Source organism: Spiroplasma turonicum (genome assembly GCF_001262715.1).
GTDB classification, from domain to species: Bacteria; Bacillota_I; Bacilli_A; order Mycoplasmatales; family Mycoplasmataceae; genus Spiroplasma_A; species Spiroplasma_A turonicum.
This window is the reverse complement of record NZ_CP012328.1, coordinates 641,153-662,957: the sequence shown is the minus strand read 5'-3', so window position 1 is coordinate 662,957 and position 21,805 is coordinate 641,153. Positions and strand designations below refer to the sequence as shown.

The 21,805-nt window shown below is 21.2% G+C and carries 13 protein-coding genes; all 13 read left to right on the top strand.

Annotated elements, in window-relative coordinates:
• The 13 genes from STURON_RS02970 to STURON_RS02910 all read left to right on the top strand — a co-directional run bounded on the left by STURON_RS02970 (window position 1) and on the right by STURON_RS02910 (window position 21,358).
• Window positions 1-411, top strand: coding sequence for a hypothetical protein (locus STURON_RS02970; RefSeq protein ID WP_075048399.1), 411 nt, complete (start codon window positions 1-3; stop codon window positions 409-411).
• Between the two features lie 441 nt (window positions 412-852).
• Window positions 853-2,685: an ABC transporter ATP-binding protein gene (locus STURON_RS02965; RefSeq protein WP_075048398.1), complete on the top strand. Its 1,833-nt coding sequence runs from the start codon at window positions 853-855 to the stop codon at window positions 2,683-2,685.
• Window positions 2,686-2,933: 248 nt separating this feature from the next.
• The gene (locus STURON_RS02960) at window positions 2,934-4,796 is read left to right on the top strand and encodes a lipoprotein (RefSeq protein WP_075048397.1); all 1,863 of its coding nucleotides are present in this window, start codon (window positions 2,934-2,936) and stop codon (window positions 4,794-4,796) included.
• Between the two features lie 72 nt (window positions 4,797-4,868).
• Window positions 4,869-6,719: a hypothetical protein gene (locus STURON_RS02955; RefSeq protein WP_075048396.1), complete on the top strand. Its 1,851-nt coding sequence runs from the start codon at window positions 4,869-4,871 to the stop codon at window positions 6,717-6,719.
• Between the two features lie 162 nt (window positions 6,720-6,881).
• On the top strand, window positions 6,882-7,076 hold the full coding sequence (locus STURON_RS02950; RefSeq protein ID WP_144416181.1) for an ABC transporter ATP-binding protein: 195 nt from the start codon (window positions 6,882-6,884) through the stop codon (window positions 7,074-7,076).
• A 361-nt stretch (window positions 7,077-7,437) separates the two neighbouring features.
• A complete protein-coding gene (locus STURON_RS06000; RefSeq protein WP_082236226.1) occupies window positions 7,438-7,653 on the top strand; it encodes an ATP-binding cassette domain-containing protein in 216 nt (71 codons plus the stop codon).
• Between the two features lie 785 nt (window positions 7,654-8,438).
• Window positions 8,439-10,298, top strand: coding sequence for a lipoprotein (locus STURON_RS02940; protein WP_075048394.1), 1,860 nt, complete (start codon window positions 8,439-8,441; stop codon window positions 10,296-10,298).
• A gap of 72 nt (window positions 10,299-10,370) precedes the next feature.
• Window positions 10,371-12,221, top strand: coding sequence for a hypothetical protein (locus STURON_RS02935; RefSeq protein WP_075048393.1), 1,851 nt, complete (start codon window positions 10,371-10,373; stop codon window positions 12,219-12,221).
• Window positions 12,222-12,782: 561 nt separating this feature from the next.
• A complete protein-coding gene (oppB, locus tag STURON_RS02930; protein ID WP_075048392.1) occupies window positions 12,783-14,000 on the top strand; it encodes an oligopeptide ABC transporter permease OppB in 1,218 nt (405 codons plus the stop codon).
• A gap of 11 nt (window positions 14,001-14,011) precedes the next feature.
• A complete protein-coding gene (gene oppC, locus STURON_RS02925; RefSeq protein ID WP_075048391.1) occupies window positions 14,012-14,983 on the top strand; it encodes an oligopeptide ABC transporter permease OppC in 972 nt (323 codons plus the stop codon).
• 8 nt (window positions 14,984-14,991) lie between these two features.
• Window positions 14,992-16,896, top strand: a complete 1,905-nt coding sequence (locus tag STURON_RS05995) for an oligopeptide/dipeptide ABC transporter ATP-binding protein (RefSeq protein WP_075048390.1) — start codon at window positions 14,992-14,994, stop codon at window positions 16,894-16,896.
• A 9-nt stretch (window positions 16,897-16,905) separates the two neighbouring features.
• A complete protein-coding gene (locus STURON_RS02915) occupies window positions 16,906-19,038 on the top strand; it encodes an ATP-binding cassette domain-containing protein (protein WP_075048389.1) in 2,133 nt (710 codons plus the stop codon).
• A gap of 22 nt (window positions 19,039-19,060) precedes the next feature.
• A complete protein-coding gene (locus tag STURON_RS02910) occupies window positions 19,061-21,358 on the top strand; it encodes an ABC transporter substrate-binding protein (RefSeq protein ID WP_075048388.1) in 2,298 nt (765 codons plus the stop codon).
• Window positions 21,359-21,805: the final 447 nt, after the last annotated feature.

Here is a 21,805-nt window from a genome sequence, read left to right as displayed (position 1 = left end):
ATGAGTACTTGATTAATTATTTTAATATCAATTTTGGCAGGTTTATTATTAGTAGCTTTATTTATTTATGCCTCATATTATATTAATAAGCTATTCCATTTAAAACTTGAAAAGTATAGACAAATATATATATCAAGAGCATTAGATGAACTAAATGTTAATAATTATGTATTTAACTCTGAAATAAACTATATCAATCTAATAAAAATTTTAAATAAAGAAATAAAAGATAGTAGATCATCATTTAAAATTAGAAATTCAGTAATAAATGATGGACCAAGAAAAAGAGTTCAATTAAAAAACATTGTTATTGATAAAGTTAGACTTGATTACAATTCTATAAAAGATGAAATTGAAGATATTAAAAAAACAATATATAAATCTGATTTAAAAACTTTAATGAAAATTTAATACTAAAAATATTATTACTATTTTAAAATTAATACTATTAAATTATTTATTTACAATAAAAAAACTAATATAAATAAAGTGCAATAATTATAAGTATTTAAATAATATAAGTTATAATATAAGTGAATAGTTCTTTAATTGGAGCGTTCAATGCAGTATTTAATACAATTATAAGCTTGTATTATTGAGAGTGTGGTCTTATTTTTTAATATAAGCCACTTATAAAAAAATAATAGTATATTATTTAATGATATACACAAAAAACTTTAAAAAGTATTTTGTCTTTTTTATAAGACCATATGTTTTAATAAAACAGCAATGAATTTTAAAAATTTATTGTTTTTTTATTATACAATTTTTAAAATCAAAAATTGTCTGCATTAAAATAAACTAACTAAATAAAAAAAAGTTTATATTATTGTACAGAAATGGAGATTTATTATGAAAAATAAATCAGGTTCTAATAAAGGACCTTTTATTAAGATATTATTTTATTATTATAATAAAGAATGAGTATTGTCTTTAACTTTATTAGTACTATGTTTAATAATTGTATTGTGTTCAATACTTTTACCAATATTAACTTATCAATTAACCGTATCAATTACACAAAAATTATCTTATAAAATAGGTGAACAAGAAGATTTAGATAATTTATTATATTATTGAAACTTAGATATCTATATTTTAATTTATTTATCAATTGCAGATATTTTAATATATTGTTTAGTCTCTTATTTTTATGAATTAGTTTCATATAATTTGGGAAGAAAAATTGAAATTTATTTAAGAAATAAATCTTTAGAAAAACTTGTAAACCAAGATATTTCTTATTTTTCAAACAAAAAGACAGGAGAAATTTTAACAAAGGTTATAAATGATACCCAAATTGTTGGAGATCAAGCAATTCAAGTTCCACTGCAATTAGGAGTATCTATTTTAGAAATAATTGCAGCTTCAATTATGATGATTATTTTTTCTTGAGCAATTGGTTTATTAGCATTAACAATATTTATAATTGCCATATTAGCAATGTTTATTTCATTTTTTGTAACTAGAAAAAAAGTTTATAAAGTAAGAAATACAATAACACAAATTAATGGTGATGTAACTGATAGATTAAATTCAATTAGATTGATAAAGTCATCTGGAACTGAATCTTATGAAACTAATAGATTTAATAAAATACATAAAAAATATTATAATGAGTCTAAAAAAGTAAATTCAAATCAAGCTTTAATGCTAACGATAATCTGAGGTAGTATATTTATTTTAAACTTTTCTACTATATTATTTTCAATATATTTTTATGGTTTTAGTGAAAATCCATATGATGGTTTAGATTTTTTTAAATATAAGTTTGCTTCGTTTCAACTTGCAGAATCAATGCTTACTTGGCCATTATTGCAAATAATGAATGCACTTTTCGGTCTTATTAATGCATCAGTCGCTTCAGAAAGAATTTTAAATACTATTAATTCAAAATCATTATTAAAACTAAATAAAAAAACTATTAAATTAAAAGAAATTGATGGTGATATTAAATTTATTAATGTTAATTTTGCATATCCTGATAAACCAAATAAATGTATTTTAAAAGATTTTACTTTTACCTTTAAAAAAGGTAAAAGTTATGCAATAGTTGGTGAAACTGGATGTGGAAAGTCAACAATTATTAAATTAATTTTACGATATTATGACCCAACAAATGGAGAAATTAAAATAAATAAATATATAGATCTTAAATCAATTAATTTATCAAAATATCTTGGCTATATTGGATATGTTGAACAAGAACCTCAAATTCTATATGGTGATGTTTATGAAAATATAAAATATGGTAATTTTAAGGCTGCAAAATATGCAATTAAAAAAGCATGTAAAAAAGCAGAATTACATCATCTCATAATGTCATGACCTGATCAATATAATACAATACTTGGAGAACGTGGTTTTATGCTAAGTGGAGGTCAAAAACAAAGACTTATAATTGCTAGAATGTTTTTAAAAAACCCAAAAATTTTATTATTAGATGAAGCTACAAGCGCTTTAGATTCAATTGTAGAAAAAGAAATACAAACAAAATTAGAACATTTAATGAAAGATAGAACAACAATAGTTGTTGCACATAGATTAACTACTATAAAGAACGTTGATGAAATAATCGTTCTAGGAAAAGATGGTAAAGGTATATTACAAAAAGGAAATTATTCAAAATTAAAAAAACAAAAAGGACCCTTTAAAAAAATTTATGAAGCAAGTTTAATTGATTAATAACTAATTATATATGTTATCTTAATCAAAAATCTTAAATAAGTTATATTTATTAAAATTAACTTTAATTCATTAATAATTTATTAAAAAGCTTTTAAAAAAATATATTTCTTTATAAAAAGTTATAATTAATATTATATGGAATTTTTTTCTTTTTATAGTACTAATATTGTGGAAAAAAAAGAAAATTTATTATACATAAAATTTATTTTATGTAGTAAAATTTTTTTTATAAGGAGAGTGATAAAATGAAAAAATTATTAAGTATTTTAGCTTCGTTAGGTATGTTGACACCTATAGCTACAACAGTTATTTCATGTGGAAAATCTGAAGATCAAGTAGAGGACCAAGAAGGAAACGAAACTAATGATGTAGATAATTCATATGAAACAGCATTAGAGTCTTTTAAAAAAGAAGTAAACACAATTATAAACGATACTGTAAAAAAAGAGTCTGCAAAGTGATTTGAAGAAGATAAACAAGATAATAACTATAAATTCTTTGTTTATGATAAAATGAAGACATATTTTAATAGTTATAAACCTGACGAAACTGTAAACAGAGATTTGTCAGAAATTATACAAACTGGAGATAATTTAGAAAATTTATTTAACGATATTGCAATTAAAGTTGGCTTTAATTCAATTAAAGAAAAAGTTAATAATTTAAAAAGTAAATCAGAATACAATATATTAACTAATGATATAGATAATTTAATTGAAATTGAAAAAAAATTATCAGATACACAAGATAGTAAATCAACTTTAGCATTTTATGATGTTACTGAAGCCTCAGGTAATAAACAAAAAGGATATATATTATCTTCAAATATTAATTTTAGTTTTAAAGTTAATATAAATTCTAAAGATGGGCAATCAAAAACTAATTATAATGAAAACTCAGCATTAAATTATACTATTACTAGTTATGTTGGTCTTGCAGATTATATAGAAAATCAATCTAAATTAATTAAATGAAATTTATTAAAACAAGATGATAATTCATCAATTATAAGTCTTAGTTCTATTGAAAACAGTGAAGATGATAAATTCATCACTAATTTTGATAAAATTAAAACTAAAGTTGAGGGAATGTTTAATAAATCTGAATTTAATAATAATTTATTAACAGATTTAAATAAAATTTTTCAAGAAGAAGGAGGTCTTAATCAATTTAAAGATTTCATATCTTTTGAAGGTCCTACTGATAATAATTCTTTAATTAATATTAATGATTTAAATGATTCTAATCAATGAGATTATAAATTACAAGCAAATCAAGCAAATTATTCTTGAAGATCAAATAAGACAGGTTGAAATGATAATAATTTTAAAGATGGAGAATCATTATATAATGATATTTTCTTAGGTAATATAAAAAGTGATCAATCAAATATAACTAATTATTTGAAAGAAAATATAAGTAATTGATCATCAAGTTTTATTGAAAAAGTAAAAAATGATGAAGGATTTGAAGCTTTATCACAAGATAAAGATAAAATTGAAAATAATCTATCAAAATTAGTAAATATCAAGTTCGTACCATTAAGTAATATTAAATTGAAAATTGGTGCATTTAAAAAAGATATGACTGAATTTAAAATAGGTTATGGATCTTCTGTTGATCCAAATGATAATTTAAAACAGCTAACTGAAAACTCAGTTACTTTTAAATCAATTAAAGCAAATGTTATAAAAGGTGTAAATACATTTTATGACACATTTAATTTCCAAAAAAACAATGAAAGAATATTTGGCATTAAATCAGACAATAGTTTGTTTTGAAATCAAGCTTCAAAAATAAGTAGATTAGATGAATTAGCAGATTTATTTTCATTAAAATCAAATACTCCTGAAATTATATCAAAAAGAAATGATTTCATAGCAAGTTCTAATCAATCAACATTTAATTTTAAAGCTTCATCAAATTATAGTGGTTCATCATTATCTTCTTCAGATGAAGGTTTAAAAATTGCAACAGGTTGAGATCTTAAATATGTTGATTTAAATTTACAGTTTGATTTCTTAAATGTAAACTTTAGAACTGATGCTGTATATAATGGTTCAGGTGGAAAATATAGATATCCTATAGTTTTCATTCCAAAAGTATAGTTAGTCATTACTAAGCGCATAATAAAAATTTAGCGCTTTTTTATTATTTAGAATGTAGGTGTTATTTTTTTAATGTATAAAGATCAAGTTGACAATAATTTAATAAAGCCAAATTTATCAGTTTCATTTTTTGATTTATTAGGTTTCTTTTTTAAAATAATTTTTTCAGAAAAATCATATATTATATTTTTTATAGTTATTAATCTTTTTAGTTTTTTAGTTGCTTTTATATTTAATATGGTTAGTCATGATGAAAAGTTGCAAAATCAAATTTTTGATTTTTATTCCATAATATATTCTAGTATTTTGTTATTTTTAATTATTGTTAGGTCAATTATATTCTTTTTAGTTAAAAAAGTTGATGATAAAACTACATTTTTAATAATATCAGGACAGGTATCTAGGAGTAAATTTTTTTTAACACAACTTTTAACTTTTTTAATTTTATTGATAATTACTATTTTCTTATCTTATTTGTATTTTAATTTATTATCTTTATTTTTTAATCACTTTACAATAAATAACTTTATTTTTAGAAAAACTATAGTTTTTTTAATTTATAATTTATTAATTGGTATATCATTAATTTTATTCAACATTTTTTTATTGATTTTGATTGGTTCACAAGGGACCATTATAATTACAACCGTTTTTTTATCATTATCTTTCGTAGCAAATATTCCATTAAAAATAATAACAACTAAAAACGATAAGTTATCATTATCATTTAACAATGATTCTAATCCAAGAACCCCAATAGCTGTTAGAGTAGAAGATATATATAAAGCAATTACTTTACAAAATTTAATAAAAAATAATAAAATAAAGTATAATTATTTATCAAATGCAATAAATGATTTTTTTACAGATTATACAAATGGATATATTATTAGTGATAATTTTTCTGAATCTATTAATAAAAGATTAGAAGATTTTTGAAATAATAAATTAAAAATCATCAAAGAAAATAAAGATAATGAAGATAATTATATAAATTACTCATTACAAGGTATTGTAGAAAAAAATAATACTGAAATGAACAAAAATAGCTCAAAATGATTAAGAAAAAAAGTATCAATTAATTTTAAGTTAAAAACAACATTTATGAGTTATGATGAAATGGTTAATGTATATAATACTATGGATGATAATTACGAATATAAAAATGCATTGAAAGATTTTTTGGATTTTTATAACTATATTTTAACTATTAATGAAGATATTCAAAAAGCTTATCCTGAGTATTTCTCAACTTTTATTAATTTTTTACCTAACTCAGAAAATAACTTAGATGTAAATTACATTTCTAATGATGAAGTATCTGATTCAGAAGGTAAGCCATTAAAACTTAATTTTAGTAGTTCAGATTTAGAATCTATATTTAAATTTAATGTTTCATCACCAATGAGTGGAGATAACTTAGCAGTTGGACCAATAGATAATGAAAATAATGATATTTATAATTTTTTTTATAATGAATTATATTTTCCCACTTCTTATGTAGCAAATATTTTAGAAAATTATTTCATAAAGTATACAACCGATTTTTTTAACTCTACACAAAGAAGTATAATAATAAATAATAGTTATAATGAATATGTTAATGTTAGAAATCAAGCAAATCTTTTTGCATACTTAAACCCATTTTATGGTTTTTGAACAACATATACATATTATTCAGGAAATTCATACTCTGAAACTTGATTTTCTAAGGATAATAAGTCATATATTAATTTAGAAGACCAACAAAATGTCTTCTTACCTTATTTAACATATGATTTTAAAATAGTTGATGGTTTTATTGATTATGAATCAATTAATAATTATTATGATCCAAAAATAACTGTATTTGTAATTTTTGTTAGTACTATATTTTTATATGTTTTTGCCCATAGAAGATTTTTAAAAATAGATATATCTTAAAAAATATTCATAAGAAAGTGTCTAATTAACCAATATATAAATATTGGTTTTTTTTGCTAGATATATTTTAAATATTTAAAAATATGAAGCAAAAAGGAAGCTAAGTATACCAGTATAAAATTACTGGTTTTTTTGATAGAAAGTGAATAATGCCAAAAATTTATGATGATTATTTTTTCTTGAGCAATTGGTTTATTAGCATTAACAATATTTATAATTTCCATATCAGCAATGTTTATTTCATTTTTTGTAACTAGAAAAAAAGTTTATAAAGTAAGAAATACATTAACACAAATTAATGGTGATGTAACTGATAGATTAAATTCAATTAGATTGATAAAGTCATCTGGAACTTAATCATATGAAACTAATAGATTTAATAAAATACATAAAAAATATTATAAGGAGTATAAAAAAGTTAATTCAAATCAAGCTATAATGCTAACGATAATCTGAGGTAGTATAATTATTTTAAACTTTTCTATTATATTATTTTCAATATATTTTTATGGTTTTTTAGTGAAAATCCATATTATGGTTTAGATTTTTTTAAATATAAGTTTGCTTCGTTTCAACTTATAGAATAAATGTATACTTGGCCATTATTGCAAGTAATGAATGCACTTTTTGGGCTTATTAATGTATCAGCCGCTTCAGAAAGAATTTTAAATACTATTAATTCAAAATCATTATTAAAATTAAATAAAAAACTTTTAAATTAAAAGAAATTGATGGTGATATTAAATTTATTAATGTTAATTTTGCATATCCTGATAAATTAAATAAATATATTTTAAAAGATTTTAATTTTACCTTTAAAAAAGGTAAGAGTTATGCAATAGTTGGTGTAACTGGATTTGGAAAGTCAACAATTATTAAATTAATTTTACGATATTATGACCCGACAAATGGAGAAATTAAAATAAATAAATAATAGATCTTAAATCAATTAATTTATAAAATATCTTAGCTATATTGGATATGTTGAACAAGAACCTCAAATTCTATATGGTGATGTTTATGAAAATATAAAATATGGTAATTTTAAAGCTGCAAAATATTCAATTAAAAAAGCTTGTAAAAAAGCAGAATTACATAATTTCATAATGTCATAACCTGATCAATATAATACAATACTTGGGTAACGTGGTTTTATGCTAAGTGGAGGGAAAAACAAAGACTTATAATTGCTAGAATGTTTTTAAAAAACCCATAAATTTTATTATTATTTGAACCCACAAGTGCTTTAGATTCAATTGTAGAAAAAAAATACAAACAAAATTAGAATATTTAATGAAAGACAGAACAAAATAGTTGTTGCACACAGATTAACTACTATAAAGAACGTTAATAGAATAATCTTTTTAGGAAAGGTTGGTAAAGGAATATTACAAAAAGGAAATTATTTAAAATTAAAAAAACAAAAAAGTTCCTTTAAAAAAAATTATGAAGCAAGTTTAATTGATTAATAACTTATTACATAAGTTATCTTAATCAAAAATCTTAAATAAGTTATATTTATTAAAATTAACCTTTAATTCAATAATAAGTTAGTTAGAACTTTAAAATATATAAAATTTTATTATCCATAGTTTATAATAAACTATATTTGGAACTTTTTTCTTTTTAAAGTACTAATTTTATGGAAAAAAAAGAAAATTTAAATTACATAAAATTTATTTTATATAGTAAAATTTTTTTTATAAGGAGAGTGATAAAATGAAAAAATTATTAAGTATTTTAGCTTCACTAGGTATTTTAACACCTATAGCTACAACAGTGATTTCATGTGGAAAATCTGAAAATCAAGCAGAGGAACAAGAAGGAAATGAAAATAGTGATGTAGATAATTCATATGAAACAGCATTAGAATCATTTAAAAAAGAAGTAAACACAATTATAAATGAAACTGTGAAAAAAGAGTCTGAAAAGTGATTTGAAGAAGATAAACAAAATAATAACTATAAATTCTTTGTTTATAATAAAATGAAGACATATTTTGAAAGTTATAAAACTGACGAAACTTTAAACAGAAATTTATCAGAAATTATACAAAATGGAGATAATTTAGACAATTTATTTAATGATATTGCAATTAAAGTTGGCTTCAACTCAATTAAAGAAAAAGTTAATAATCTAAAAAGTAAATCAGAATACAATATATTAACTAAAGACATAGATAATTTAATTGAAATTGAAAAAAAATTATCAGATACACAAGATAGCAAATCAAATTTAGCTTTTTATGATGTTACTGAAACCTCAAATAATAAACAAAAAGGATACATATTATCTTCAAATATTAATTTTAGTTTTAAAGTCATTATAAATTCTAAGGATGGTCAATCAAAAACTAATTATAATGAAAACTCAGCATTAAATTATACTATTACAAGTTATGTTGGTCTTGCAGAATATATAGAAAATCAATCTAAGGAAGTTAAATGAAATTTATTAAAAAAAGATGATAATTCATCAATTATAAATCTTAGTTCTTTTGAAAACACAGAAGAAGATAAATTTATTACTAGTTTTGATAAAATTAAAAGTAATGTTAATGATAAGTTTAATAATAATGAATTTAATAATAATTTAATAATGAATTTAAACAATACTTTTAGTGAAGGAAATCTTCAACAATTTAAAGATTTCATATCTTTTGAAGGTCCAACTGATAATAATTCTTTAATTAATATTGATCAATTAAATGATTCTAATCAATGAGATTATAAATTACAAGCAAGTCAATCAAATTATTCTTGAAGAACTAATAAGTCAGGTTGAAATGATAATAATTTCAATGATGGACATTTATTATATAATGATATTTTCTTTGGAAATGCAAAAAATGATCAAACAAATATAAATAATTATTTGAAAGAAAATATAAGTAATTGATCATCAAGTTTTATAGAAAAAGTAAAAAATGATGAAGGATTTGATGCTCTAACACAAGACAAAGAAAAAATTGAAGCAAATCTATTAAAATTAGTAAATATTAAGTTTGTTCCATTAAGTAACATTAAATTAAAAATTGGCTCATTCAAAAAAGATATGAATGAATTTAAAATTGGTTATGGGTCTTCGGTTGATCCAAAAGATAATTTTAACCAATTAACTGAAGAATCAGTAACTTTTAAATCAATTAAAGCAAATGTTATAAAAGGTTTGAGTACATTTTATGAAACATTTAATTTTCAAAAATATAATGAAAGAATATTTGGTATTAAATCAGACAATGATTTGTTTTGAAATCAAGCAACAAAAATAAGTAGATTAGATGAATTAGCAGATTTATTTTCATTAAAATCAAATACTCCTGAAATTATATCAAAAAGAAATGATTTTTTAGCAAATTCTAATCAATCTACATTTAATTTTAAATCATCTTCAAACTATAGCGGTTCATCATTATCTTCTTCAAGTGAAGGTTTAAAAATTTATGTAGGTTATTATCTTACTTTTGTCGATTTAAATTTACAGTTTGACTTTTTAAATGTAAATATTAGAACTGATGCTGTATATAATGATACAACTGGAAAAAATAGATATCCTATAGTTTTCATTCCAAAAGTATAGTTAGTCATTACTAAGCGCATAATAAAAATTTAGCGCTTTTTTATTATTTAGAATGTAGGTGTTATTTTTTTAATGTATAAAGATCAAGTTGACAATAATTTAATAAAGCCAAATTTATCAGTTTCATTTTTTGATTTATTAGGTTTCTTTTTTAAAATAATTTTTTCAGAAAAATCATATATTATATTTTTTATAGTTATTAATCTTTTTAGTTTTTTAGTTGCTTTTATATTTAATATGGTTAGTCATGATGAAAAGTTGCAAAATCAAATTTTTGATTTTTATTCCATAATATATTCTAGTATTTTGTTATTTTTAATTATTGTTAGGTCAATTATATTCTTTTTAGTTAAAAAAGTTGATGATAAAACTACATTTTTAATAATATCAGGACAGGTATCTAGGAGTAAATTTTTTTTAACACAACTTTTAACTTTTTTAATTTTATTGATAATTACTATTTTCTTATCTTATTTGTATTTTAATTTATTATCTTTATTTTTTAATCACTTTACAATAAATAACTTTATTTTTAGAAAAACTATAGTTTTTTTAATTTATAATTTATTAATTGGTATATCATTAATTTTATTCAACATTTTTTTATTGATTTTGATTGGTTCACAAGGGACTATTATAATTACAACAGTTTTTTTATCATTATCTTTCGTAGCAAATATTCCATTAAAAATAATAACAACTAAAAACGATAAGTTATCATTATCATTTAACAATGATTCTAATCCAAGAACCCCAATAGCTGTTAGAGTAGAAGATATATATAAAGCAATTACTTTACAAAATTTAATAAAAAATAATAAAATAAAGTATAATTATTTATCAAATGCAATAAATGATTTTTTTACAGATTATACAAATGGATATATTATTAGTGATAATTTTTCTGAATCTATTAATAAAAGATTAGAAGATTTTTGAAATAATAAATTAAAAATCATTAAAGAAAATAAAGATAACGAAGATAATTATATAAATTACTCATTACAAGGTATTGTAGAAAAAAATAATACTGAAATGAACAAAAATAGCTCAAAATGATTAAGAAAAAAAGTATCAATTAATTTTAAGTTAAAAACAACATTTATGAGTTATGATGAAATGGTTAATGTATATAATACTATGGATGATAATTACGAATATAAAAATGCATTGAAAGATTTTTTGGATTTTTATAACTATATTTTAACTATTAATGAAGATATTCAAAAAGCTTATCCTGAGTATTTCTCAACTTTTATTAATTTTTTACCTAACTCAGAAAATAACTTAGATGTAAATTACATTTCTAATGATGAAGTAACTGATTCAGAAGGTAAGCCATTAAAACTTAATTTTAGTAGTTCAGATTTAGAATCTATATTTAAATTTAATGTTTCATCACCAATGAGTGGAGATAACTTAGCAGTTGGACCAATAGATAATGAAAATAATGATATTTATAATTTTTTTTATAATGAATTATATTTTCCCACTTCTTATGTAGCAAATATTTTAGAAAATTATTTCATAAAGTATACAACCGATTTTTTTAACTCTACACAAAGAAGTATAATAATAAATAATAGTTATAATGAATATGTTAATGTTAGAAATCAAGCAAATCTTTTTGCATACTTAAACCCATTTTATGGTTTTTGAACAACATATACATATTATTCAGGAAATTCATACTCTGAAACTTGATTTTCTAAGGATAATAAGTCATATATTAATTTAGAAGACCAACAAAATGTCTTCTTACCTTATTTAACATATGATTTTAAAATAGTTGATGGTTTTATTGATTATGAATCAATTAATAATTATTATGATCCAAAAATAACTGTATTTGTAATTTTTGTTAGTACTATATTTTTATATGTTTTTGCCCATAGAAGATTTTTAAAAATAGATATATCTTAAAAAATATTCATAAGAAAGTGTCTAATTAAACCAATATATAAATATTGGTTTTTTTGATAGCTATATTTTAAATATTTAAAAATGTTGAAATATATTATTATCCTTTAATAAAATTTAAATGTAATAAAATTATTTAATATTATTTATTAAATAAATATTGCAAAAGTAAAATATTTCTTTTTGATAACAATATTTAATTAATTTTATAACTTTTAAAATAGAATAAACAACCTTAAAGAGACCATATTAGTGATACTTTAAATATTAATAAATTATTAAAATTAATTTTTTTATAAAAATTTATTGTAATTTATAAAAATAATTTGTATTATATTTTTAATATGAAAGGAAATTTGTAAAGTGATATTGACTAATAAATCAACAAAATCATATATAAAAAATAATGGAATGACTATTATTATTTTTTCATTTATTTTTTCATATAATTTGTTGAAACATTAAGTTTATAAAAGCTATTTGCATAATTATAACCAATCCAATAAATGTTTCATGGATTGGTTTTTTTATTAAAATTTTTTATTCATATATAGAAAGGAAAGCATGATATCTAAAGAAAATAAAGATGATTCTCAATTTAATTTTATAGATGAAATTAATAGTTTAGTTAAATCATCAAATAAAAAAAGAAGCAATTATTTTTGAGAAAAAATTAAGTATTATTATTCAAAATATAAGGAAGCAAAACTTGACTTTTTTAAGAAAACCCCTTTATTAAGTTATTCTTTTAAAAGAATTGTTTACTCATTTATTACCTTGTATATTGCAATAGCTGTTATTTATTTTTTATTATCAATTTCTTTGACTGAAGAAACGATAATGAATGATTTTGATTATACTAAACCTATTGTAAAACCATATGGTCCAGAATGAAGTCGTTGAGTCGAAAACAAGAAAATTGCATTTGGACTGGATGGAAGCATGATTGAGCAAATTTTAAGATATTGAAAAAACATTACTCCATTTATACCTAAGAAAATTTCATTGCCTATACAAATAAGCTTTACTGGAATTAGGTGAGGAAAAGAAGAAACAAGATGATTTTGACTTGGGTTAAACTTAAACAGATTAAATGGTACTGCAAATAATTTTCCTGTACTTGATACATTTAAAAAAGCTATGCCGATATCATTTATGATAGGAATGAGTTCTGTGGTTCTGTCTTATTTTGTTGGTATACCAATTGGTATAATTGCTGCAAAAAATAAAGAAAATCCTAAGGATCAATTTATTAGCTGATTTTTTTTAATATTAATAGCTTCACCAGCAATGATACTTGTAACCTTATTTTGATTATTTACTGTTAGATATCTTGGTTCTAAAGGAGTATGGAACCAAGATTATCAAACTAATCTTTTTGCAATATTAGCATTATCAATTTTAACAATTCCATCAATTGTAATTTCAACTAGAAGATATGTAATTGATGAAATGACTGCTGATTATACTAAGTTTGCCAAATCAAAAGGTTTGAGCTCTTCTTATATATTTTATATACATATTTTTAGAAATGCTGGAATCCGAATCATTAGGGTCATTCCCTCATCTATAATTTTATCTCTTTTTGGTTCTAGTCTCTTAATAGAAAGATTTTGATCAGCACCGGGTATGAGTAAATATATACTATCTGGAGTTTCAACTAATGATATTTTTATTGTTTTAGGATATGTAACTTTATCTGCTTCAGTAGGGGTATTTGCATCTTTACTTAGTGATTTATTACTTGTTATATTGGACCCAAGAGTCAAATTACATAAATAGAAAGGAAAATTATGAAATATAAATATTATAAAGATAATATAGATTACAACAATATTGACTTATCATATTTTCAATATGATGAAAAATTATCAGATAATCAAACTGAAAGCATTGCTTCAAAACCATATAGTTATTGAAAATCAGTCTTTAAAACCTTAGTTAAAAAAAAGTTATTTATGTTAATAGTTATAATTTTAATTATTTTCATAATATTAAGTTTATCAATCGCAAGGAATGAAGTGCCAGTTCCATTAGATAGACCTAATAAAACTCCTGCAACTTGATCTAATGAACATTGATTTGGACTAGGTGTAATGGGAGAAGATTTATGAAATAAAATTTGAATAGGTACACGTAAAACACTTCAATTTTCTTTAACTATCTCTTCAATTGAAATATGCTTGGGTATTATTATTGGCTTAATTTGAGGATTCTACTCTAGATTAGATATTTTATTTATTGAAGTTATAAGATTTTTATCATTGATTCCTTCTTTGATTTTATGACTACTAGTAATATTTATATTTGGTGGAAAAGCTACTATGCCAATATTGATTGGAGCTATATCTATAACAAGTTGAATCGGTATTTCATCAGTTATTAGAGTACAAACAATATTGATTAGAAATTCAGAATATAATATTGCTTCTAAGGTATTAGGGTCAAGTGGCTTTAAAATTATGAAAGAAAATATATTACCAAAAATTTTACCAATTGTTGTTCAAACTATATCATTCTCTATACCAAGTGCAATTGCTCTTGATTCAACATTATCATATTATAATTTTGGATTTATAAATAATGTTATTTATGAATGTTCATTAGGCTCAATTTTAAATGATTCACTAATGTGATCTAGTTTATGAAAAACTTATCCTAATTTATTAATATTCCCAGTTTTATTTACTAGTGGATTATCTTTTTTAATATTTGTTGTAGGTAAAGTTATATCAGATTCATTAGATCCTAAATTACATAGATAGGAATAAATATGAATAAAAAGATTTTAGAAATTAAAAATTTGGAAGTTAAATTTCATGTAAGACAAAGTTTCTTAACTGCAATAAGAAATGTATCTTTCAATATTTATGATAATGAAATTATCGCAATTGTTGGTGAGTCTGGTAGTGGAAAGTCTGTAATTACAAATACATTTATGGGAATGTTAGATAATAATGGTTTTATAAGTGATGGCAAAATTATTTATTATCCACAAAAATCTGATGACTTTAAATATGTGTGTTCAAATTATCTAGATGAAGGAATTAATTTAACTGATTTGCAAAATGAGTTAATGGATAAATACACAAAAAAAAGTATAATTAAAAGTTTAATATTACAAAAGAAAATAATTACAAAAAAAATTGTTAAAAATAATAATTTAAATATCAAAACGATTAATAGTAAAATTAAAAAATATAAAAACAAAGTAGAAATTTTAAATAAAAATGAAAACTTATTTTTAAAAAATAATAAAAAAAATCATAAAATTTCAAAGTATGAACAAAAGTTAGAATCATATCTTTTAAATTATAAATTAATGACAGATAAAAAATTTAAAAATAATTACTATGAAGATTTAAATCACAACTTATTTAGTTTAAAAAAGAATATTATTAAGATAAAAGGTTTTAAATTATTAAATCTATATATGTTAAGAAAAATTATTTATTATATCAAAACAATAAAAAATAATTTTAATAATAAAGATTTTTTAAATGATATAAAGATTTATTTACAATATAAATATTATAAAGACCTATACTTTAAAAACAAAAACAAAAAATTTTTAGAGAACCAAAAATTATATATAGAAAATAAATTAAATAATATTTTTAAAAGTTTTAATCTAGACAATCTTGAAAAAAATTATTTTGATTACAAAGAAAAAATTAAAAATATAGAAAAAGATAAAACAAAAAATATTATTTATTCATATCTTAAATTTATAGCATCAAAAGAATTTAATTTTAGTGCTGAAAGAAATGCTGAAAGTCTAATATTAAAATTACTAAATAATGATAATTTTGATAAAAATTTATTTAATGAAATTTTAAGTAAATATAACTATTATAAAAGATTATCTATTTTAAGAAAATTAAGAGCTATTAAATTATTTAAAGATATGCGTGGAAAAACAATAGCAACAATTTTTCAAGATCCTATGACTTCTTTAAATCCTTTATTATCTGTTGGTTATCAAATATCAGAAGTCTTACGTAAAAAAAGAGGTCTTTCAAAGAAAGAGGCTAAGATTAAAACTATAGAGCTTCTTAAAAAAGTAGGAATACCTAATGCGGAAAAAAGATATAAAGATATACCAGGTCAATATTCTGGTGGTATGAGACAACGTGTTGTTATTGCAATTGCGTTAGCAGCAAAACCAAAAATACTTATATGTGATGAACCAACAACAGCATTAGATGTTACAATTCAAGCACAAATAATTAAACTAATAAAAGATTTGCAAAAAGAATATAGATTTACAGTTATATTTATAACTCATGATTTAGGAGTTGTTGCAAAATTAGCTGATAGGGTTGCTGTAATGTATGCTGGCCAAATTATAGAATATGGAATAACTAATGAAATCTTTTTTGAAGCAAAACATCCATATACTTGAGCATTATTATCATCTTTACCTCAATTAGGTGTAAAAGGTGAAGAACTATATTCTATAAAGGGAACACCACCATCATTATTTAATACTATAAAAGGGGATGCTTTTTCTTTAAGAAGTGATTATGCATTAAAAATTGATAAGATTTTAGAACCACCAATGTTTAAAGTTACAGATACACATTATGCTAAATCTTGACTATTAGATGATAGAGCACCTGAATCAAATAAACCAGAAATATTAAATGATATGGAAACTCAAATAGAAGATATGTAGGTTAATATTATGAATAATAAAACAATTTTAAAATTACGTAATATTTCAATAGTTTTTAGAAATAAAGGTAAAAAATTTAATGCTGTAAAAAATGTTAACATTGATATTAATGAAGGTGAAATATTTGGATTAGTTGGTGAATCTGGAAGTGGTAAAACAACACTTGCAAGGTCAATTGTTGGTGTTCAAGAAATTTATGATGGTGCTGTTTATCTAAATGATAAATTAATTAACGGTCATTATGAGAATTTATATAAACTAAATAAAAATATATTAAAGAGATTAACTTATTTTGAAAATAAATTGTACACAATTATTAAACAAGTAAAAAAACTATTAGTTGAAATTCAATTTAAAATAAAAAAAAGTTCATTTAATGAATCATTTGAAATTTTTAATCTTAAAGAAATTATAAATGTTAATCAATTAAGGTTTATAGAAAATTTATATACTGATACTCTTAATATTATTAATCAAATAATTGAAAACTCTGAAAGAATAATGATTTTTGTAAAAGGAATAAGTTTACAAGTAAATGATTTTCCAAAAAAATTAGAAGAATCACTTATTTTGAAACAAGAACAAGTTAATAACTCGTATTTAGTTTTAAAAAATACTGTTCAAAAAGTATTTTTATGAATAAGTAATATTATAAAAAATATAAGCTTAGAAAACAATAATAAGTATAAACTAAATAATCTTTTAAAGAAAATTATTGAAAATACAAAATTCATCATATCAAATAATGATATTTTAATTAAGCAAGTTAAAAATTTAAAAGTTATTCAAAATGAAAATACTTTATTAACATCTCCAAAAACAATTAAAAATAAAAAATTAAAAGAGTATTATAAAAAAGTTTACATATCTAGAAAGCTTTTTTATAAAGAATGTAATAAAAGATTCAAAAATTTAAATAATGATAAAAATAAAAATGTTAATGAGTTAAATATTTTAAAAGAATATTTAAGAGATTTTTGATCAAGGTCAAATATAAAAATCAATATATGTATAAAAATACTAAATTTTATAAAGGAAAATAATAAAATTGAATATTATAAAAAATTATTAAATAAATTAAAAGATACTGATTTTGAAAGAAAAATTAAAACGTATTTAAAAGATAATAAAGAATATAATTTTCAAATTATAAATAATTTATGAAAGGAGGCTTGATATATTAAAAACATTATAAAAAGAAATGTTGTAAAAGATTCAAAATTAATTCACGATTATTACAGATGAAAAAATATGCATATTCAATTAGTTGATAATGACTTAATTGAGTTTATAGAGTTTTTAGAATTGCCCTCTACTAATGAAATATTAAAAAGGTCAAATCTATTGTCAAAAACTAGTAAAAAAGAAAGAAAAATAAATAGAAAAAATATACAAATGATTTTTCAAGATCCAAGTTCGTCCTTAAACGATAGAAAATCTGTTTATCAAATAATTAGTGAGGGTCTTGAAAATTATAAATCATTATATAAATCTGATGAAGTTAAATATGAATATTTAAATTATTATAACGATAATAATATTAATAAGTTAATAAACATTAGACAAATAAAAAATATAGATGTAAAAAATTACTTAATCAACAAAGTTATAAAGTCAGTTGGTTTATTACCAGAACATTTATCAAGATACCCTCATGAATTTTCAGGTGGTCAAAGACAAAGAATTGGAATAGCAAGATCATTAATTATGAACCCAAAAATTATTGTAGCGGATGAACCAATATCAGCATTAGACGTTTCTATTAGGTCGCAATTACTAAATTTATTTAAAAAATTTCAAAAAGAACAAAATATTACGTTTTTATTTGTTGCACATGATTTAAGTGTTGTTAGATATATTACTGATAGAGTAGCTGTAATTTACCATGGTATTATAGTAGAACTAGCACCAGCAGATGAATTATTTAAAAATCCAATACATCCTTACACAAAGTCATTAATATCGTCTATACCACAACCTAATCCTAAAAAGGTTATTGAAGACGTTTTTGTATATGACCCAATAAAAGAACATTATGATTATATATTTGATTTACCTAAATTTATAGAAATCAGAAATAATCATTATGTATATTTTAATGAACGTGAAATTAATAAATATAAAAATATAAATAAAGAATAAATAAACTTTAAGAAAGGAAGATATGAAAAAATTATTAACATTATTACTAGGCATTCCCTTTGTAGCAACATTTTCTGTTGCTGTATCTTGTGGAAAAGCCGACCCGGAAAATACTTATAAAATGTTATTATCAGATGTAACAAATTGAGTAACTGCAAAAAATAGTTCTGCATCTGATAGCTATACATTAGCCAATACTAATGCTAATGCTTTATCAGGAGATGAATACGGACGATTATATGGTGATTTATTTTTAACACAAAGTAATTATTCAAATGAATATCCATATGTTGGATTACATAATGAAAATTTTACAGAATGAGTTTATACATTAAGAAATGACGCAACATGAAGTGATTATCAAGGTAATTTAATAAGGAATATTACAGTAAATGATTTTTTAAATACTGCTAAATATGTTTTAAATCCTGCCAATACTTCTCAGGTGGTTAATTTGTGATTAACAAGCATAAAGGGTGCAGAGGATATTTATTCTGAAGCATCAGTTGAAGGGGCGGATTTTGAAGAAGTGTGAAATAGAAACTCTTCAAACTTCGGTTTAAAAGTTAATGAATCATTAAATACTGTAACATATCAATTAGTTAAACCAATGAATTATTTTGAGTCATTGCTTTCATATTCTGCATTTTCACCAATACATGACGATGTTTTATTAGATCCTTCAATAAATGATAATTATACTAAAGGATATTATTCTGGTCCATTTTTACCAACAGAATATGAAAAAGAGTCTTTAATGTTACTTGATAAAAATAATAATTATCACTTTGCAGATAAAGTTAAAATAAATAGAATTAAAGCAATTGGTATAAAAGGCTTTACAACATCAACAACAAGAGAACTATTTGAGTCTAATACATTGTCAGATTTTGTTGTTAGCCCTAATGATAAAGAAGGTTGGGATAAATATATCGGTAATGATATGCAAAACCCTAAACATACACCAGGTATGGTAGAATATCAAAATAATACTGGTGGTATAAGAACTTGATCTTATTTCTTTAACTTTTTAAATACAGATTATTTTAGTAATGATGAAAACACAAAAAAAAGAGCAGTAGAAGCATCAAGGGCATTACAATATAAAGAAGTAAGAAAATTTATTTCAGAAAATTTAGATAGAAATAAAAGAGCAAAATATGATTCTTGAATATATGATACAGATGAAAGTTTATCAAATAGGTTAAGAAATACTTATATTCCTCAAACTTTTGTATCAGCTAAAGATTCTGAATCTAACTCAAAAAAATTCTTAGATATGGAAGTAGAAGCCTTAAATAAATTAAATATAGATGCAGATGAATCAAAAGAATCAATACAAAAAGTAACAATAGATGACTTTAAAGATGGTGTTGATTTTACTAGAAATAAAAAGTATGGTAAAGATAATTTAAATAATAGTGAACAACTAATAAAATCACAAAGTAAAGAAGCTTTAAATTTAAAAACTTATTTGATCGAAAAAGATGTTACATTAAAATCAAAGTTATCAGAAAATAACAATAGTGGGAAAATAATTCTAAATTTTGTTGATAACCCTGAGTTAAAAACAACTAGTGGAGCTTATACAACTGAGATGATTGAAAACTTTAATAAAATAGAAAACAATCCATTAAAAATTGAAATTATATATCCAACAACTCAAAATGAATTTTCAGCAAGATTATATAGAGGTTATTCAGATATAAGCTTCTTTAATTGAGGACCTGATTATGAAGACCCAATGACATATTCAGCAACTGTAAAACTAGATGGGGATTTTGATTTTGTTATTAATCAACAAAAATTATTTAAATTCAATTCTGCTAGTGATATATTAAAGTCAAATAATGCTAAACAAGAATATGAAAAATTAAAAAACAATGAGCAAAATAAAAATCAATATAATGAATTAGTTGTTGAAAATGAAAATGGAATATCAGAATTATTTGAGTCAAGGTATAAATATAGTTATGAATTACAAGAAGCTGATGTTAATTTATATAAAAATAATTATGAAAGATATACTAAATTTGCTGAATTAGAGGCTAAAACTTTATATCAAGATTATTTCTTATTACCTTTAATGGGTTCTGCACCTGCTAAACAATTTCAAGTTAGTTACAGCATACCTTATAGAACTTCTTCTTATGCTTTTGGTACTAGTGCTTATAATTATTTCAATATAGAATTAGTTGATTATTTATTATCATATGATGAATTACAAGCTTATATAGATTCATTCTATAATAATTTAGATGATATAAGAAATGATATAAGTTCTCATAGAGATCCTAAATTATGAAATTTAAGTAATTAATTTTATGCATAATTATATTAAAAATAAAATATTACAAACAACCATTATTAATTTATAAAGGTTACTTTAATATATTAGCTAATTTAATACTTATAAACCTAAGTACAAAAATTATTATCATCTTTTAAAAAATTATAGAATTAAATTTTTAAGTAAAAAATAATAAAAACATATCTAATTAGAAAAATATTTTTATAAAATGATTTTTTATAAAAATATTTTTAATGTAATTCTAAATTATTTTATATCTAAGATATTAATTAGATTGTTATTATACAAAATTAAATAATTAAAACTTAAGATAATTAAACCTATTTATAATCAATTATTTTTTAGTTAGAAAAAGATAAACTGAGCAATAAAGAGTTAGTTTAATTAAAATAAAAATAATTAAGGTTTATCAAAAAAGAAATTAAAATTTTGACATTGCAATATAAAATATTATTA